The organism is Bacillus inaquosorum KCTC 13429 (assembly GCF_000332645.1).
GTDB lineage: Bacteria > Bacillota > Bacilli > Bacillales > Bacillaceae > Bacillus > Bacillus inaquosorum.
In genome coordinates, this window is sequence record NZ_AMXN01000002.1 from 397,202 (window position 1) to 414,526 (window position 17,325).

The window sequence follows — 17,325 nt, forward strand, 5'->3', positions numbered from 1 at the left end:
TGTATTGTAGTTTATTATCAAGAAAAAAACGAAAGATGTAAAGAGCAGAAGTTCAAATAGCCAAATATTATATAAAATAAATATCAAAACAATAGGAAAAAAGCACCCTGACATGGAGTGCTTTTTCCGTTATGCGATTATCCTCAGTATTTCATTAATGTTAAAATATCATAATCATCAAGTTTTTCTCTGCCGTCAAGGTAAGAAAGCTCGATTAAGAAAGCGATACCAGCAACAACGCCGCCAAGCTCTTCAACAAGTTTGATTGTGGCTTCAATTGTGCCGCCTGTCGCAAGCAGGTCGTCTGTAATAAGCACACGCTGCCCCGGTTGAATGGCATCTTTGTGGATCGTTAATACGTCTTTTCCGTATTCCAAGCCGTAATCCACTTTAATCACTTCACGTGGCAGTTTGCCTTCTTTGCGGACCGGCGCAAAACCTACGCCTAGCGCGTAAGCAACGGGACAGCCGATAATAAAGCCGCGCGCTTCAGGGCCGACGACCAAATCAATTTGTTTTTCTTTCGCATATTCAACAATTTGATCTGTGGCATAGCGGTATACATCGCCTTTATCCATCAGTGTCGTAATATCTTTAAATTGCACGCCCTCTTTCGGGTAATCCGGTACAATTGTTACGTATTGTTTTAAATCCATCTGTTTTATGTCCTCCTCGTACTTTCATAAGCCTCTGAATCTTGTTTCATCAGCTTATTCAGCCATTCCTTCAGCTCTTCAGCAGAAGAATAATTCAGCTTTTGATCCAGTTCCATCAGCTGCTGTTTCTCCTGATATGTTTGTGAGTCTGTTAAGTCGCGTTTCTTTACTCCGCTAACCACAGACAGCACACCATTCTCTATTTTAACAAAACCTAGATCAAAAAACACCTTTGTCATGAAATTGATTGTTTCAACGGACCAGCCTTTATGTCTTGCAAGCTCTGAACCGTGTTTTTTTACGTCAAAAGCGCCTCTTTTCAGCAAGAACGCATAATACCATTTAAAGTGGTCTCTTGCGGGAAATGTTGATAAAAAGTGGTCCTCATGATTGAGAAAAATGAAATATATCCGCTCAGGCGCCTTGCCTTCCAGCAAACGTGCAAGCATGTCCAACGAAGGCGGCGGATCAAGTAATACAATATATGCACCATCGAGGTCAAACGCCTTCGCTTGATCTACAGAGCTAATGACGTGCACTTCGCGGCGAAGGTCTTCAGTCTGAAGAAGTGTTGTTGAGTCTTCTTTGAAAGAGACAATGGCCCGTTTAGCAGATGGAAGGGCGGAAACTGTGTCTTCCCACATCCGTTTTCCCCTTAAATCAAACAGCTGCCATTCAGAAACAGCGGCATCCTTAATCATAAGCTGCGGTTTTTTTCTATTGTTCCATTCGTTGATTGACATCTCGCCGACAATTGAAATTCTTGTACCCGGGACGATGCCTTCTTCAAGCTCACCTTTATTAAAACCGACGCAATCAAGCTGGGATGACTCGTTTCTGACCGTCATTTTGACATGATTTTTATTAGCCCCGATCTTGCGGACATCTTCCAGCACAGCGTTTTCTACGAGAACGTGCGGTTTCGGGTTCAGCATGCCAAATGGTGACAGCTGGTTCATCTCTGTGATGCTTTCAACTGTAATGTCCTCGACATCGCAAACAAGATCGACTTCCTGTACAGGAATAAAATCTTCTTCCGTAAGCGTGTTGTTCGCTATTTCATTCAGCCTGTTACGCAAACCCGGCACATCTTCGGCATTCAGCGTCATCCCCGCCGCCATTGGATGACCGCCGAAATGAGGGAGAATATCTCTGCATTCAGAAAGGCTCTCGAATAAATTAAAGCCCCTTATGCTTCGGGCCGAACCTTTAGCAATCCCTTTTTCTTCATCAATGCCGAGCACAATGGCCGGTCTGTAGAAACGGTCCACTAGCTTTGAAGCCACAATCCCGACGACTCCCGGATTCCACCCGGCTTTGGCTACGACAATTGCAGTTTGATTGAGACCTTGCTGTTCAACCATTTCAATCGCTTCATCCGTCATTTTACTGACCATCTTTTGGCGTTCTTTGTTCAGCTGATCAATTTCAGCGGCAAGCTCTTCCGCTTCAAACGGATCCTCTGACATGAGCAAATGAACAGCGGGATCAGCCTGTTCAATTCTTCCGACAGCATTCAGCCTTGGTGCAAGCTGGAAACCGACTGTTTCTTCGTTCGCTTCTCCGATGTCTCCGCCTGACAGCTTGATCAGCTCTTTTAAACCCAGCCGAGTCGTCCGCCGAAGCCTTTCAAGTCCTAGTGTTGCAATTAATCTGTTTTCGTCATGCAGCGGGACAAGATCGGCAATAGTACCGATTGCCGCCAAGTCAAGCAGTTCATCTGGAAGTTCGCCCAATAAAGCGTGAGCAAGCTTAAACGCGACTCCGACTCCGGCCAATTCTTTAAACGGGTAGGTGCAGCCCGGCTGCTTCGGGTGGACGATCGCGTGAACATCCGGGAGCTCCGGTCCCGGCTCATGGTGATCGGTAATGATGACATCAAGTTCGAGTTCCTTTGCCACCTTTGCTTCATGCACGGCGGCAATTCCTGTATCAACCGTAATAATCAGAGAGAAGCCCCGTTCTTTAATCGAACGGAACGCCTGTTCATTAGGGCCATATCCTTCTTTAAAGCGGTCAGGTATATAAAAATCAACTTGAGCCGACAGCTTTTGCAGTGTGTGCAGCATCACTGACGTACTGGTAACTCCATCGGCGTCATAATCGCCATATATCATAATCTGTTCTTGTTGTGAAATCGCCTGTTTTATACGCTCTGCCGCTTCTTTCATGCCCTTCATTTCAAAAGGGTCATAAAAATCGGCATCCTTTGTATGTAAAAACAGCTTTGCGCTTTCTGCCGTATCAAAGCCTCTTTTTACAAGCAGGGACGCAACAAGAGGTGTTATATGCAATTGTTCTGTGAGTGATTTGACCTTATCCTGATCTGGTCGCTGGATTTCCCATCGCATTTTTGACGCTAACATAAATTCACCCCTCAACCACCCTATTATACTAGAGCAAGCTGAGGGGTTTCAAATATTATTCGAAAACTAGTCTTTTTTCTCAATCACGGCTGATGCATCCTGTGTATCGGTCTGATCAGCAAGTTGAGTATCCTCTTGTTTATGTATCGCAGTTTTGTTTTCTTTCCGCAGCACTTTTATTTCGCGCTTTAATTTCATCACCTGAAAAATCCCAACCGAAAACACGATCAGCGCTCCCATTAAAACTGAGCCTAAAATGACAAGAATGAGCGGCCATTCTGATCTGCCAAACAGGTAATCAACTTCTACCGATCTGACATTAATGACTGCAAAAATAGCGACAATTAAGGTAAAAATAAGTGCGAAAATAATGGTCCATTGTTTATTCATTCTCTTTCCCCCAAACTTCACTTATTGAGGTAACTTTCCCTATCAAGACTGGTTTTAAACATGGCTTGACGCTAGGTCAAGCCTCATTTGCAGTTAATTTTTCCCGGATCAGCCTCTTCAGTCCGTTTCTCTCACCGGAAATCACAAGGGTATCGCCCTCATCAATGACTGTTTCAGATCCCGGATTTAATTGTTTTTCTTGATTCTTCTTAATGATCGCAATGACAGTCACATGATATTCCTGCCCTGCATCCAAATCACCAATTGTATGATGAATGGCAGGCGCTCCAGTCTCTGCTTTAAACCATTCTATGATCAAATCACCAAGGGCTGCCTCGACGCTTTCTAATGCTTTCGGTTTATATGCCATTCCGCCGAGAATTGCAGAAATTTGCCTAGCTTCAGCGTCATCTAACTGCACGGAGGCAACACATTCTTCATGATCGTTTTCGTCAAAATAGTACAGCTCTCTCCGGCCGTCATGATGAATAATAATTGAAATTTTATCGTGGTTTCTAGTAATCATTTCAACTTTTTGCCCTATGCCCGGCAGCTCTGATTCGCGAACCCTCATATATAACCCTCCCACATTCTGAAAACCTGTCACAAACACTCTTAACACCATTTATATGTTTAAATGTAAGCGTATGTCATTATAGCAAATGTCTATTTTAAGTTCAATGAAACTTCAAAAAACAGGCTGCCCTGCAAAGGACAGCCTGTTTTTTTATTGCACCGAATCTTTTTTCAGTTCTTTTCCTTTCCATGCAAGCCAAATTTGTGCGGCAATGTAGAGAGAAGAATAAACGCCTGTTAACAACCCGACCAATAGAGCAATTGAGAAGTTTGTAATAGAAGATGCCCCAAAGATCAGCAATGTCACGACAACAATCACGACAGTTAATACTGTGTTAATAGATCGTGTAAAGGTTTGCTGCAGGCTCAGGTTTACAATATGATTCAGGTCGGCAAATGTTTTCGGTTTGCGCTTTTTCATATGCTCTCGAACCCTGTCAAATGTAACGATAGTATCGTTAATAGAATACCCGATAATCGTCAAGACGGCCGCGATGAACGTAACATCTACCTCAAGCCTTGTAATGCTAAAGAACGTGACGATAAAGAAAGCGTCATAAAGCAGTGAAGCTATTGCGGCAATCGCCATTTTGTATTCGAATCGGATCGAAACGTAAATGATGATGCCAATTGAAGCTATAGCAACTGCGTACAGCGCATTTCTTGCCAGCTCTTTGCCGACTGTCGGTGAAACTGTGCTGACATTTGGCTCTGATCCGTATTTGTCTTTGAAATACGTTTTGACTTTTGCAATGGTTTCTTTATCTGGCACTCCAACAAAACGGGCAACACCGATATTGCTCTTTTCGCCTGACAGAACTACAGTATCAGGTTCCATGCCCAGAGATTGAAAATCCTTCTCCACCTGCTCTGTCGTCAGCTTATGGTCGCTTTGCACTTCAATACGTGCACCGCTTGCAAAGTCAATGCCAAGATTCAGCTTGAACACAAGCAGGATAATAACCCCGGCTATCGTGACCGCACTGGAGAAAATAAAGAAATATTTGCGTTTGCTCGTGAAATCCCATTTTTGGAACGGTGTATGCGGCTCTGTATTTTCGTCCGTATCCTGAATATCCATGATATGCTTCTTGTTGACGCCGAACCAGCCTTTTTTCCGATCAAGCCATCTGCTTTCCACAAGGAGAGCGAGAAGAAATCTTGATAAGAAAACGGCAGTGATAAAGCTTGTCAAAATCGACAGAATCAGCATCGTCGCAAACCCTTTAACAGAGCTTGTCCCGAAGATAAAGAGCACAACCGCTGCAATAATCGTTGTAATATTCGCGTCAAAAATCGTCGCAAATGACCGTCTGTTTCCTGAACGGAAGGCAGAGCGGACTGACTTTCCTAGCTTGAGCTCTTCTTTAATCCGCTCATAGGTGATGATATTGGCGTCAACAGCCATCCCGACACCTAAAATGAGAGCGGCAATTCCCGGAAGTGTAAGTACAGCATTCATCCAGTCAAAAATCTGGAGTGTAATGTAGATATAAACTGATAGCGTAATCACGGCGATTAATCCCGGCAGGCGGTAATAGAAAAGCATAAATAAGAAAATAATTGCAATACCGACAATACCGGCAAACACCGTATCATGGAGCGCCTGCTGGCCGAATTGTGCGCCTACTGATGTCGAATATTTTTCAGTCAGTTTCACAGGAAGCGCGCCGGCGTTTAAAATGCTGGCTAAATCTTTCGCTTCTTGAACAGTAAATTGTCCTTCAATTGTAACGTCTGTTGTGTTTAATTCCTGACTTACATTTGGAGCGGATACATATTTAGGATGCTCTTTTTGAACTTCTTTTTTGAAGGAGTCCCCTTTTTCGTAATCCATCCAAATGACAAGCTGGTTATTTGGCGCCATTTTCATGACCTTTTTGGTCACTTCACCGAATTTATCAGCATCTTTCAGTTTAATACTGACAATCGGTTCATTTGTTTTGGCATCATATGTTTGTTTGGCTCCGTTTTCGACGAGGTCAGAGCCATTCAGCAATTCTTTGTCATTCGTATCTCTGAAAGAAAGCTGGGCTTCAGTCGCCAAGATTTCACGCGCTCTGTTTTGGTTTGTCACCCCAGCAAGCTGAACGCGAATCCGGTTATTTCCTTCAATTTGGATGTTCGGTTCGCTGACACCGAGAACGTTGGCCCTGCGGTTCAGCGCCTCTACTGTGCTGACCAGAACGTCTTTTGTGATTTTGTCACCTTTTTTTACGGGCTGTACATCATACAGCACCTCAAATCCGCCTTGCAAATCCAATCCTAACGTAATATTGTTAGCGGCAGGCTTCGTAAAGTAGCCCAAGCCCGTGCCGATCAATAAAACGAAAAGGAAAAACGCAATCAAGCGTCCTTTTTTCATTATGTATATCCTCCCTTAAACCTGTGCGAATCAACCTGCTATCTCAGCAGTTCTTCCAATGCTTCCTGGCCTTCTTCACTTCCCAGCCAATTAGACGTTTTAAATGACTCAACGGTTGCATAGTTCATAAATTCGCCAATTTTCACTGATAAAATATCGCTCGTCATCTCATAAATGTGCAGTTCCGTTTTCTTTTTCCACTTCTTACCTGTTAAGTATGACCACAAACTTTCGAGTTCAACATCATCATACCCGAGAATCTTAAACTCTTCCAGTTTGCTGTAAAGAAACGGCCTGACGTGGTCTTTATATAGATCGGCGGAATGCTTCTCCATGAATTCCACGCTCCTTTTTATTGTTTTTCAAGAAGACTTGTCATGCTTGGACGATATATACGCATATCTTTATTGTATATGATTACAGGTAGTTTGAGAAGGCAGGGGGTAAAAATGGCGAAACAGACGTTTTTAAAGGGCACTCTTATCCTTATCGCGGCAGGAATGGTTACAAGAATGCTCGGGTTTGTCAACCGGGTGGTTATCGCCCGTTTTATCGGTGAAGAAGGAGTCGGGCTTTACATGATGGCGGTGCCTACCTTTTTCTTAGCCACTACATTAACTCAATTCGGTCTGCCGGTGGCGATCAGTAAGCTTGTGGCTGAAGCCAGCGCGCGCGGCGATCATCAAAAAACGAAAAATATTTTAGTCATGTCTCTGACCATCACAGGAGTGCTCAGCCTGATCTTTACACCGCTGTTTCTGTTTTTCGCCCCGGTTATGGCTGAAACGATGCTGACAGATAAGAGAACATTGTACCCGCTTCTGGCCATTACGCCAGTTGTACCGATTATCGCTATATCGAGTGTGCTGAGGGGTTACTTTCAAGGAAAACAGAATATGAACCCGCTTGCCGTGTCTCAAGTCCTTGAACAGGTCGTCCGGATTTCACTTGTCGCCGTATGCACGACGATTTTTCTCCCTTACGGAATTGAATATGCTGCAGCGGGGGCAATGATCTCCTCAGTCGCAGGGGAACTGGCGTCACTCCTTTATTTATTCATTTGCTTTAAGTATAAAAAGACAATTAAAATCAGAAAGCACTTTTTCCAGTCAATAAAAAACGGAAAACAAACTTTTTCCCAGTTAATGAGCGTATCCCTTCCAACGACCGGAAGCCGTTTTATCGGAAACCTTTCTTGGTTTTTTGAGCCGATTGTCGTCGCCCAAAGCCTTGCCATTGCCGGCGTGGCGACAGTTGCCGCAACAAAGCAATACGGCGAACTGACGGGCTTTGCCATGACGCTGCTGACTCTGCCCAGCTTTATTACATATTCTTTGTCGACCGCGCTTGTTCCTGCGATCAGTGAAGGAATGGAGCAGAAAAAATTGCAGGTGGTGGAATACCGCTTGGAACAAGCCATGCGGCTCTGCCTGCTTAGCGGAGGCATTTCAGTTGTCATTTTATTCGTATTTGCGGATGAGCTGATGAGGGTGATGTATGGGTCCTCAGGCGCTGCTGTATTTATAAAAGTGATGGCCCCGTTTTTTCTGCTTTATTATTTCCAAGGCCCTCTTCAAGCAGTGCTGCAGGCGCTTAATTTAGCCGGGGCTGCGATGATGAACAGCCTAATCGGAGCGCTTGTCAAAACAGGCCTTATTTTCGTCCTTGCCACCAGACCGTCCCTCGGCATTATGGGCGCAGCATTAGCCATTGTGACAGGTATGGTGCTCGTCACGCTTTTGCACGCGGCAACAGTAAGCAAGGTACTGCCGATCAGTATTAAAATCAAGGAGTACGCACTCAGTTTTGCTGTTATTGTGATTTCCGGATTCATCAGTTCCGCCATCAAACAATGTGTAAGCTTTGGAGCGTCCGAGGCTGTGAATGTCGCCGGATGGATTGCGATGAGTGCAGGCATCTATATCATCCTCCTGCTCGCATTCGGTTTAATTAAAAAAGATGAGCTTCGCCGCATTCCTATTATCGGACGTCTGATCGTCCGGTAAAGGTCACGTGCGGTGCCCATCTTTTTCATCAATAAATAACTCTCCGTCAGTAAACGAGCAAAAAGAAATGTCTGAAGGGTTTGTATATCCGTGTTTTCGTAACTTTTCATGCAGCCACTGTTTGTCTTTGCCGATTCTGGACAGGTTTTCTGTTTGAATAGAGCCGTCTATAATCAGCGGCATTTCGAGCTGCCGATGCTCTCCGCTGTTTTCTTTCTTTACAACAGTCAGTTTGCCTGACGGCTCTAAAATAGCAAATGATACATCAGCTACTCTGTCGATATTATTTTCTCTGAGCTGAACCATTAAATCATCAAAATTATAACGCTGTGATTTCATGGCGTCTTCGTCAATTTTCCCGTATTTAATAATAATGGTCGGCTTGCCGTCCAGAAGCTGGCGAACTTTTCGGTTTTTTAAAGATAAGTATGCGAATGTCACTTGGATGATCATTAATACAAGCATTGGCAAAATGGTGTGAAATAGATGATCTTCTACGTTTTCTATGGCTAAAACGGCAATTTCAGCCATCATGATAAAGACAACGAGATCTAAAATACTAAGCTCCCCGATTTCCCGTTTGCCCATGAAACGAAAAATGACCAGTATCACAAAATATAATACGATTGTGCGAAACGCAATAGTGAGAAGCTCTTCCATCATGCACCTCCAACTCATCATAGGATGCAACAAAACGAACAATTTATGTAAGGAAAACTGATCGTATTTCATAAAGCTTTTACGTCTAATTCATGGGATAAGGGAATACATTTTTACAAAGACGAGCCATCAGCATGTCTGACGGCTTTGTTCAAAAAGATCAGAAGCCTTTTAATACAGGCAGAGAGGAGACATTCATGGAGGAAACGAAACAAGTTGGAAAAGGCATTCTTTACGGCTTAATCGCCATATTCTCAGCCATGCTCCTGACGAGTTTAGCCGTTTCACTTTTACTGACAGCAACCTCGCTTGAAGAGGCATCATTCAACTGGCTGATCAACGCCATCTCATTTCTTTCTTTATTTATCGGCGGGTTTATTTCAGGGGGGAAAGGGAAAGAAAGAGGCTGGATGATCGGGGCATTGACTGCCTTAAGCTTTTCTCTGATTATTTTATTGTTTCAGTATTTAGGATTCGGAAAGACATTTACAGCAGAACAGCTGCTATTCCATCTTGGATTTTTAGGGGTATGCATGCTGGGCGGGATTTTCGGCGTGAACATGAGGGGAAACAGGTCTTCCACATAAAAAAGAGCGGGTTCACCCGCTCTTTTTTTGTTTGCTATGTATAGCTCCTGCTGTTATTCAGCAGCAGAAACTTCTCTGATCGCGCGGCGGTCGAACGTAAGACGTGTGTTTTCACCAGTCTTAATGACGACTTTGCTTTCGTCGATAGAGTCAACAGTACCGTGCAATCCCCCGATTGTCACTACTGAATCGCCTTTTTTCAGTTCCTCCTGCATTTGGCGTACTGCCTTTTGCTGTTTTTGCTGAGGACGAATCAGCAAGAAGTAAAGGACCGCAAACATTAAAATAATAGGAACCAATGTACCTAAAGTGCCTGTCATGATTTTCACCCCTTTCTGTAAGCCTGTTTTTCATTTTTATTTAGAAGCTTTTCGCATTTGGCTTGTTGTAGCCGTAACGCTCAAAGAACTCTTCTCTGAAATCACCCAGACGATCCTCACGAATAGCCTGTCTTACCTGCTCCATTAAGTGTAACAGAAAATGAAGGTTATGGTAAGTTGTTAATCGAAGGCCAAATGTTTCATTGCAGCGGATCAAGTGTCTGATATACGCGCGAGTGTAGTTTTTACATGTATAGCAATCACACTCTTCATCAATCGGACGGAAATCTCTTTCGAATTTCGCATTTTTCATATTGAGACGGCCTTCAGCTGTAAACACTGTGCCGTTTCTTGCAATCCGGGTAGGCAGCACACAGTCAAACATGTCGACCCCGCGGATCGCTCCGTCGATCAGTGCGTCCGGAGAACCGACTCCCATCAGATATCTCGGTTTATCCTTCGGCAGGAGCGGTGTTGTAAACTCGAGTACACGGTTCATGACATCCTTCGGCTCTCCGACTGATAATCCGCCTATAGCATATCCCGGGAAATCAAGGGAGATCAAGTCCTTCGCACTTTGTGTACGCAGATCTTCATATTCTCCGCCCTGTACAATGCCAAACAGCCCTTGTTCATCCTGACGGTTGTGGGCATTCAGGCAGCGTTCCGCCCATCGGCTTGTCCGCTCAACTGATCGCTTCATATAATCGTACTCTGCCGGGTACGGCGGACATTCGTCAAACGCCATCATAATATCAGAGCCGAGTGCGTTTTGGATCTCCATCGCTTTTTCCGGAGATAAAAACAGCTTGTCTCCATTTAGGTGATTGCGGAAATGGACGCCCTCTTCCTCTATATTACGAAACTTGCTTAAGGAAAAGACCTGAAAACCGCCTGAATCTGTTAAAATAGCCCGGTCCCAATTCATAAATTTGTGGAGCCCGCCTGCTTCCTTGACAATATCGTGACCCGGGCGGAGCCATAGGTGATAAGTGTTGCTTAAAATGATGCCCGCATCCATTGCTTTCAGCTCTTCAGGTGACATCGTTTTGACTGTCGCCAGTGTGCCGACCGGCATAAACACTGGTGTTTCAAAGGAGCCGTGAGGGGTATGCACTTTGCCCAGCCGAGCCCCTGTTTGTTTGCATTCTTTTATAAATTCATAGCGTATTGGTTGTTCAGCCACTTTTGATGAGGCCTCCTGTTCTCAAAATTATATAATCAGCATCGCGTCTCCGAAGCTGAAGAAACGGTATTCCTCTTCCACCGCATGGTTATAAGCGCGGAGAACGTTTTCTCTTCCCGCAAGCGCGCTGACCAGCATAATCAATGACGATTTCGGCAAATGGAAGTTTGTAATCATTCCGTCAATGGCTTTAAATTCATAGCCCGGATAAATAAAAATAGATGTCCAGCCGCTTGATGCTTTAAATTGCCCGTCATGTTCCCCGGCAATCGTTTCAAGCGTGCGTGTCGATGTCGTGCCGACAGAAATAATCCGGCCGCCATTTTCCCTTACTTTGTTTAAGGCTGCCGCCGTTTCTTCTGACATTTGATAAAACTCTGCATGCATATTATGCTCTTCAACGTCATCGGCACTCACAGGACGAAACGTTCCAAGGCCTACGTGCAGAGTGATGAACTCAATTTGCACACCTTTGTCTTTCAATTGCTGCAAGATTTCTTCCGTGAAGTGAAGTCCCGCAGTAGGCGCGGCCGCAGAGCCAATTTCTTTAGAATATACGGTCTGGTAGCGCTCTCTGTCATCGAGCTGTTCTTTAATATATGGCGGGAGCGGCATCTCTCCAAGGGATTCCAGCACTTCGTAGAAAATACCGCCATACTGGAATTCCATTTTTCTGCCGCCATGCTCAAGCTCTTCCGTGCAGACAGCCTTCAATCTTCCGTCTCCAAATGTCACAACGGTTCCTTTTTTTACCCGTTTCGCTGGTTTGGCAAGTGTTTCCCACTTGTCACCAGCTTCCTGTTTCAGCAAAAGCAGTTCCACTTTCGCGCCGGTATCCTCTTTTGTCCCGAATAACCGCGCAGGCAGCACACGGGTATTGTTCAGTACAAGACAATCTCCTTCTTTAAAGAAACTGATAATGTGTTTAAACGAGCTGTCAGTCAGCTCTCCTGTATGTTTATCAAGCACCATCAGCCTTGAAGCATCACGCTGCTCCAACGGCACTTGTGCAATTAAACGTTCGGGTAGTTCAAAATCAAATAAATCGACTTTCATGATGATTTCACCTTTATTCTAGTCTTTTGTTATTTCATTCTGCCGAAAAGATTAAGCAAAATTGATAATACCACACTTATGATGATACAAGTGACAACCGGGAAGAAAAATGTGACATTTCCTTTTTTCACAAAAATATCTCCCGGCATCTTGCCGACAAAATGCAAAACTGCTCCAATGATAAGCAAAACAGCACCAAGAATCATAATGATCTTAGGGAATTCAGTCATATCGGGGAGCCTCCATTTGGAAATGATGATAAACGGCCGGTGTCACGATCCTTCCACGCGGCGTTCTTTGGATAAATCCGATTTGCAGGAGGTACGGTTCGTACACGTCTTCAATCGTATGCGGTTCTTCGCCGATTGTGGCTGAAATGGTATCAAGACCCACCGGGCCGCCGTTAAATTTTTCGATCATGCCCATCAGCAGCTTGTGATCAATATGATCCAAACCGAGACGGTCAACCTGAAGCCGCTCAAGCGCATCCTGCGAAATCTCTTCCGTAATCCGGCTGTCACCCAGCACCTGGGCGAAGTCGCGGACCCTTCTCAGGAGACGATTCGCTACGCGGGGCGTACCTCTCGATCTTCTTGCAATTTCAAGAGCGGACGGTTTATCAATCTCAACCTCGAATACATCTGCAGTTCTTGTGACAATATCCGCCAGCTCTTCTTGCGTATAGTATTCAAGGCGCGACATTACGCCGAATCGATCTCTTAACGGCGCTGTCAAAAGCCCTACCCTCGTCGTGGCGCCTACCAGCGTAAAAGGCGGCAGGTCAAGCCGGACCGAGCGGGCAGAGGGACCTTTGCCGATCACAATATCCAGACAAAAGTCCTCCATCGCAGGATAAAGCACTTCTTCAATCGATCTGTGCAGCCTATGTATTTCATCAATAAATAATACATCTCCCGGCTCCAGCGCCGTTAATATGGCAGCCAAGTCACCAGGTCTTTCAATCGCAGGTCCTGATGTCGTCCGCAATTCCACTCCCATTTCATTGGAAACGATGGAAGCAAGCGTGGTTTTCCCGAGTCCGGGCGGCCCGTACAGAAGAACATGATCCAACGTCTCCTGCCTCATTTTTGCCGCATCTATAAACACGCGCAAATTTTCTTTCACCTTATGCTGCCCGATATACTGCGCCAGATTTTGCGGCCTCAGGCTTTGCTCTATCACTGATTCATGGTTGTCTGCTTCACTTGAGACGAGCCGTTCATCCATGAACATCACCTTACTTCAATAGTTTTTGTAATGCTTTTTTCACGTATTGGTCTGTTGACAGCCCAATATCTTCTTTCAGGTGAGGAAGCACCTTTTTGATTTCTTTTTCAGCATATCCGAGAACCCTGAGGGCCTCAAGCGCTTCTTCGAGAGCCGTTTCTGCTGTTTGCTTTTCAAGCCTTTCTTCATGATTAAACAGATTTTCAATCATTTCAGGCACAACATCAGCAAGCTTTCCTTTTAAATCAAGAATAATCTGGCGCGCGGTTTTCTTTCCTACACCAGGAAACTTGACCAAAAAGGCTTCATCCTCATTTTCAATTGCTTGGATAACCGCTCCCGGATCACCTGAGCCCAAAATGGCGAGTGCGCCTTTTGGACCGATCCCGGTCACGTTTAAGAGCTTTGTAAAGAGCGCCTTCTCCTCTCTTGTTGAAAAACCGTAGAGCGAAAAAGCATCCTCTCTGATATGATGGTACGTAAAAATCGTTTCTTGACTTCTCTCCTTATATATAAACGGATTCGGCGTGAAAATCTGATAGCCAATGCCGCCGTTCTCTATCACAATATATTGGGGAGATACATAATCAATCGTCCCTTTAACAAATTCGATCACGCAAATTCACCTCTTTGACTGTTCTTCATTGTACCATAAAAACAGCCAAAGTCTTATAGAAAAGTTAACATATGTTCGCTTCTCTCTCATTCTTCCACGAAAAAAAAGACATGAATACATGTCTTCAATCAGCGGACGTCACCCGCTGTATGTCTTCATATGTTCTATGACGTCCTCAAACTCCGCTTTTGTCCGAAATGGAATGCCTTTCAGCAGATTTTTTTGCATATGGCTTTCCAGCCTTTCTAAATCAATTTGGAAAAAAGACTGAATCGGTTCGGAAGCTGACTCAGGCCGACCATGAAAAGTGGAAATCACTCCATTATCCGATACACCGATATACCCGTTCACCTTGCTGAGCGGAGAAATATCGTCCATTTGCTTCCGGAAGAGCACATAACCCTTTTTTTGTTCGACCAGTGTCCAGCCGGCATAAGCTGCCCAAAAATCATCCATAGAAAGCACTTTTTCACGCTTATGCTCAATGCTGACATCTCCGTCCAAATACACTTTTTCAAGCTGCACATGCACCTGCAGCGGTTCATAGTGCTCCACTTCCGCCCCAAGTGCGCGGGGAGGAGCACCTATTAGAAATGCTGCGGCTGAGCAAAGAATGCCCAGCAACAGATACGCCGTGCTGAATCGTTTCACCCTCTACACCTCTTTGCACACGTTTATGATTAGTTTGACCAAAGAGGCTACTGCTTAACCGTTTTCTCGAAATTTGTTTGCACGTTTTCCCTGACCAGCCGTTCTTCCGTATACACATCAGCGCTTTGCTCAGAAATCGTCAAAAATCGTGTCAGAAAAGCACTGAAAAAATACAACGCCGCAAAGATCCAAATGACGCCGCCAGCTCCGAGCGGTCCAATGAAAAGACTCACAATACCCGGTGCAATAAACGCACATAATCCGGACCCCAAGTTTAACACAGACATGGCAGCGCCTTTATTATCAGGAGCAAGCGTCGGCAAAAGCGCACTTAATGGCACATAGCCTGCCAATGCCGCACCGTAGCAGCAGGCGATAATCATCAGCACCCAATACTGATGCCCGATTAACTGAGGCGTGTAATAAAGCGCCAGCGTAAAAATGCCGCACCCCACACCTCCAAACCACATCACGGTATTGCGCCAGCCAAGTTTATCTCCGACTGCACCGAAAATAATATTAAACACAATATTAACAAAAAACAGCGTTCCCCATATTTGCAGCCATTCTGAAACAGAATATCCGTAGCGCGCTAAATAAGTCGGGAGAAAGATGGCAAATCCAAATTGTCCTATGGCATTAATTGTCTTGACCACTCCGCCGATGCCGACTTTAGGGTTTTCAAACATAATTGTAAATGCCTTCGACAACTCTTTCCATTTCGGCTGATCTTGTTTTTGCACAGGTGTAAATTTATCTTTGTTAAAAAATAGGGCGAGAAATCCGCCTGCCGCTACAAACAGTAAAGCGCTCCAAAGCGTATTGATTTCCCCAAATGCCGGAACCGCATAGCTTGAATAGAATGGACCGAGCACGTTAAGGCCGCACGTAAACATAAACCAAAACCAGCCGACGGCTTTTCCAAGAATCTTTTGAGAGGTGCTGTATGACACCCACACAAGAAAAGAGTATGCAAACAGCGGATATCCCAAGCCTCTAAGAGCATAGCTGCCTAAGAGAGCCGGATAATACATATGAGGAATCGCCCAGCCGATAAAAGCGGCCGAACCGAGGATAAATGCAAGCAAGCCGACAGTCATCGTTTTTCTTGGCCCCCAAGTTTGGACAAACGTGCCTGAAAGCCAAGCCGAGATGGTGACAGCAATGCCGTACATGGTAAATAACGATGCGGATTGCTGCATACTGAGACCATGATCAACGAGAAAAGGAGACAGCCAGCCTTGTTCGAGGCCATCTCCAACCATAAAGATGACAACGCCAATGTAACCCCAAACCATGTGAGAAGGAATTCCGATTTTGTTCAAAACATTTCCTTTAGCATGTGCTGTATTCATTTTCTCCACCGCCTACTTAAAGTATCAATGGAGTATATACCCAAGCTTGCTGAAATGTAATCCTGCTTGATCAAAAAACGATTTTTTCAGTGTGCTCAATACTGACAGGCATGCCAATAGCATGCGATTGCTGAGCCGCTCTTGCGATCCGTTCCGCCTGAAAACCGTCGTTGCCGGTGCAGGCAGTCTCCCGGTTTGTATCAATCGCTTCCGTAAACCGAAGAATCTCCTCCTCATACGAATCCTTATAGCGTTCCAGGAAAAAGAAATGCGGTTTATCCTTCATCACAAAATCAGCTGTTGACACTTCGACCGTCGTCGGCCTGCTGTTGTCCGCTGCTGCCGAGCCTTTCGTCCCGAAGACCTCAATCCGCTGGTCATATCCGTAGACAGCTTGGCGGCTGTTGTCAATTACAGCCATGGCACCGTTTTCAAAAGTCAATGTAATGACAGCCGTATCAATATCTCCCAGCTCTGCAAAAGAAGGATTCACCAAAGCCGCTCCTTTTGCATACACTTCCGTCACTTCGCTTCCCATAATATATCTGGCCATATCAAAATCATGGATCGACATATCCATAAACAAGCCGCCCGAGGTACGGACATAATCTATATTCGGGGGTTCTGGGTCCCGAGAAGTAATTTTTAATAAATGGGGCGTACCGATTTCACCATTTTCAACAATCGTTTTGATTTTCTTAAAATGAGGATCAAAACGGCGGTTAAATCCGACTTGAAGTGCAACCCCGTGTTTTCGGACGGCTGCGAGCGCTTCTTTTGTTTCATCTAGAGAAAAACTGACGGGCTTCTCACAAAAAATATGCTTTTTCGCCTCGGCCGCTTCTCTGATCATCTGCGCATGTGCAGCTGTCGGTGAGCAAATGAAAACAGCGTCAATATCAGGGTCATGTAATAAATCACGAAAGTCAGAGGTTATGTATTCAATCTGATGACTGTCAGCCCAGCTTTTTATACGGCTTGCCTGAATATCAGAGACCGCTTTTATTTTCATGTGAGGAATCCGGCGTATATTTTGAACATGAAGTTTGCCGATGCGCCCCGCACCGATAATCCCTGTCACAATCTGTTTTGTCATAGCTTGTTCCTCCTTGAACATTTACGAAAGCGCTTTATTTAAAATTAATACTATCCCATTTGTAAGCGCTTTTCAAGAATGGAAATGATCGCTTTATGTCTCTTTTATCACAATCAAGACTTATAGGTAGCCTTCTTCTTCAAGACCAGATACACTAGAAATAGGCTCTTTTTCCCGAACAGTTTATGATTTTCCTATAAACAACTGCATAA

Annotated in this window: 18 protein-coding genes; 2 read left to right on the forward strand and 16 right to left on the reverse strand. The window is 44.7% G+C overall.

Going from position 1 to position 17,325, the window contains the following annotated elements:
- Positions 1-143: 143 nt before the first annotated feature.
- The 6 genes from BSI_RS14500 to comN form a co-directional block, all read right to left on the reverse strand.
- Positions 144-656 carry an adenine phosphoribosyltransferase gene (locus BSI_RS14500; RefSeq protein ID WP_003237508.1) on the reverse strand — a complete coding sequence of 171 codons (513 nt, stop codon included), beginning with the start codon at positions 654-656 and terminating at the stop codon, positions 144-146.
- Positions 657-661: 5 nt separating this feature from the next.
- Complete coding sequence (gene recJ / locus BSI_RS14495) at positions 662-3,022, reverse strand: single-stranded-DNA-specific exonuclease RecJ (RefSeq protein ID WP_003237510.1); 2,361 nt, start codon at positions 3,020-3,022, stop codon at positions 662-664.
- 66 nt (positions 3,023-3,088) lie between these two features.
- Positions 3,089-3,412 (reverse strand): LapA family protein, encoded by a 324-nt coding sequence (locus BSI_RS14490; RefSeq protein ID WP_003237512.1) that lies wholly within the window; start codon positions 3,410-3,412, stop codon positions 3,089-3,091.
- Between the two features lie 76 nt (positions 3,413-3,488).
- Entirely contained in the window at positions 3,489-3,986 is a 498-nt protein-coding gene (locus tag BSI_RS14485) for a cation:proton antiporter regulatory subunit (protein WP_003237514.1), read from the reverse strand.
- Between the two features lie 153 nt (positions 3,987-4,139).
- Positions 4,140-6,353: a protein translocase subunit SecDF gene (gene secDF, locus BSI_RS14480; RefSeq protein ID WP_003237516.1), complete on the reverse strand. Its 2,214-nt coding sequence runs from the start codon at positions 6,351-6,353 to the stop codon at positions 4,140-4,142.
- A gap of 38 nt (positions 6,354-6,391) precedes the next feature.
- Complete coding sequence (comN, locus tag BSI_RS14475; protein WP_003237518.1) at positions 6,392-6,688, reverse strand: post-transcriptional regulator ComN; 297 nt, start codon at positions 6,686-6,688, stop codon at positions 6,392-6,394.
- A gap of 114 nt (positions 6,689-6,802) precedes the next feature.
- On the opposite strand from comN, the gene spoVB reads away from it, so the two are divergent.
- Positions 6,803-8,359, forward strand: a complete 1,557-nt coding sequence (gene spoVB / locus BSI_RS14470; protein WP_003237520.1) for a stage V sporulation protein B — start codon at positions 6,803-6,805, stop codon at positions 8,357-8,359.
- 3 nt (positions 8,360-8,362) lie between these two features.
- Here spoVB and BSI_RS14465 read toward each other — a convergent pair whose 3' ends face one another.
- Positions 8,363-9,019: a DUF421 domain-containing protein gene (locus BSI_RS14465; RefSeq protein ID WP_003237523.1), complete on the reverse strand. Its 657-nt coding sequence runs from the start codon at positions 9,017-9,019 to the stop codon at positions 8,363-8,365.
- A gap of 197 nt (positions 9,020-9,216) precedes the next feature.
- Here BSI_RS14465 and BSI_RS14460 point away from each other — a divergent pair, with 197 nt between their 5' ends.
- Positions 9,217-9,606: a TIGR04086 family membrane protein gene (locus BSI_RS14460; RefSeq protein WP_032731974.1), complete on the forward strand. Its 390-nt coding sequence runs from the start codon at positions 9,217-9,219 to the stop codon at positions 9,604-9,606.
- A gap of 53 nt (positions 9,607-9,659) precedes the next feature.
- Here the strand turns inward: BSI_RS14460 and yajC are convergent, their stop codons facing one another.
- The 9 genes from yajC to iolG all read right to left on the reverse strand — a co-directional run bounded on the left by yajC (position 9,660) and on the right by iolG (position 17,113).
- Positions 9,660-9,926: a preprotein translocase subunit YajC gene (gene yajC / locus BSI_RS14455; RefSeq protein WP_003237527.1), complete on the reverse strand. Its 267-nt coding sequence runs from the start codon at positions 9,924-9,926 to the stop codon at positions 9,660-9,662.
- 40 nt (positions 9,927-9,966) lie between these two features.
- Complete coding sequence (gene tgt, locus BSI_RS14450; protein WP_003237529.1) at positions 9,967-11,112, reverse strand: tRNA guanosine(34) transglycosylase Tgt; 1,146 nt, start codon at positions 11,110-11,112, stop codon at positions 9,967-9,969.
- A 27-nt stretch (positions 11,113-11,139) separates the two neighbouring features.
- Positions 11,140-12,168: a tRNA preQ1(34) S-adenosylmethionine ribosyltransferase-isomerase QueA gene (queA, locus tag BSI_RS14445; protein WP_003237531.1), complete on the reverse strand. Its 1,029-nt coding sequence runs from the start codon at positions 12,166-12,168 to the stop codon at positions 11,140-11,142.
- A 29-nt stretch (positions 12,169-12,197) separates the two neighbouring features.
- On the reverse strand, positions 12,198-12,398 hold the full coding sequence (locus tag BSI_RS14440; protein ID WP_003222669.1) for a DUF2905 domain-containing protein: 201 nt from the start codon (positions 12,396-12,398) through the stop codon (positions 12,198-12,200).
- Entirely contained in the window at positions 12,391-13,395 is a 1,005-nt protein-coding gene (ruvB, locus tag BSI_RS14435) for a Holliday junction branch migration DNA helicase RuvB (protein WP_003237535.1), read from the reverse strand. Before ruvB ends, BSI_RS14440 begins: the two co-directional genes overlap by 8 nt.
- A 10-nt stretch (positions 13,396-13,405) precedes the next feature.
- Entirely contained in the window at positions 13,406-14,011 is a 606-nt protein-coding gene (ruvA, locus tag BSI_RS14430; RefSeq protein ID WP_003237537.1) for a Holliday junction branch migration protein RuvA, read from the reverse strand.
- A gap of 138 nt (positions 14,012-14,149) precedes the next feature.
- Positions 14,150-14,662: a sporulation cell-cell signaling protein BofC gene (bofC, locus tag BSI_RS14425; RefSeq protein ID WP_003237539.1), complete on the reverse strand. Its 513-nt coding sequence runs from the start codon at positions 14,660-14,662 to the stop codon at positions 14,150-14,152.
- Positions 14,663-14,709: 47 nt separating this feature from the next.
- A complete protein-coding gene (locus BSI_RS14420) occupies positions 14,710-16,017 on the reverse strand; it encodes an MFS transporter (protein ID WP_003237540.1) in 1,308 nt (435 codons plus the stop codon).
- A gap of 70 nt (positions 16,018-16,087) precedes the next feature.
- Positions 16,088-17,113: an inositol 2-dehydrogenase gene (iolG, locus tag BSI_RS14415; protein WP_003237542.1), complete on the reverse strand. Its 1,026-nt coding sequence runs from the start codon at positions 17,111-17,113 to the stop codon at positions 16,088-16,090.
- Positions 17,114-17,325: the final 212 nt, after the last annotated feature.

What these genes read in the sequence shown, in the direction of transcription:
- BSI_RS14500 (WP_003237508.1), bottom strand. Translation starts at nt 656, where the DNA reads ATGGATTTAAAACAATACGTAACAATTGTACCGGATTACCCGAAAGAG.
- BSI_RS14465 (WP_003237523.1), bottom strand. Translation starts at nt 9,019, where the DNA reads ATGGAAGAGCTTCTCACTATTGCGTTTCGCACAATCGTATTATATTTT.
- BSI_RS14420 (WP_003237540.1), bottom strand. Translation starts at nt 16,017, where the DNA reads ATGAATACAGCACATGCTAAAGGAAATGTTTTGAACAAAATCGGAATT.
- iolG (WP_003237542.1), bottom strand. Translation starts at nt 17,113, where the DNA reads ATGACAAAACAGATTGTGACAGGGATTATCGGTGCGGGGCGCATCGGC.
- comN (WP_003237518.1), bottom strand. Translation starts at nt 6,688, where the DNA reads ATGGAGAAGCATTCCGCCGATCTATATAAAGACCACGTCAGGCCGTTT.
- BSI_RS14440 (WP_003222669.1), bottom strand. Translation starts at nt 12,398, where the DNA reads ATGACTGAATTCCCTAAGATCATTATGATTCTTGGTGCTGTTTTGCTT.
- ruvB (WP_003237535.1), bottom strand. Translation starts at nt 13,395, where the DNA reads ATGGATGAACGGCTCGTCTCAAGTGAAGCAGACAACCATGAATCAGTG.
- recJ (WP_003237510.1), bottom strand. Translation starts at nt 3,022, where the DNA reads ATGTTAGCGTCAAAAATGCGATGGGAAATCCAGCGACCAGATCAGGAT.
- spoVB (WP_003237520.1), top strand. Translation starts at nt 6,803, where the DNA reads ATGGCGAAACAGACGTTTTTAAAGGGCACTCTTATCCTTATCGCGGCA.
- yajC (WP_003237527.1), bottom strand. Translation starts at nt 9,926, where the DNA reads ATGACAGGCACTTTAGGTACATTGGTTCCTATTATTTTAATGTTTGCG.
- BSI_RS14460 (WP_032731974.1), top strand. Translation starts at nt 9,217, where the DNA reads ATGGAGGAAACGAAACAAGTTGGAAAAGGCATTCTTTACGGCTTAATC.
- BSI_RS14490 (WP_003237512.1), bottom strand. Translation starts at nt 3,412, where the DNA reads ATGAATAAACAATGGACCATTATTTTCGCACTTATTTTTACCTTAATT.
- queA (WP_003237531.1), bottom strand. Translation starts at nt 12,168, where the DNA reads ATGAAAGTCGATTTATTTGATTTTGAACTACCCGAACGTTTAATTGCA.
- secDF (WP_003237516.1), bottom strand. Translation starts at nt 6,353, where the DNA reads ATGAAAAAAGGACGCTTGATTGCGTTTTTCCTTTTCGTTTTATTGATC.
- BSI_RS14485 (WP_003237514.1), bottom strand. Translation starts at nt 3,986, where the DNA reads ATGAGGGTTCGCGAATCAGAGCTGCCGGGCATAGGGCAAAAAGTTGAA.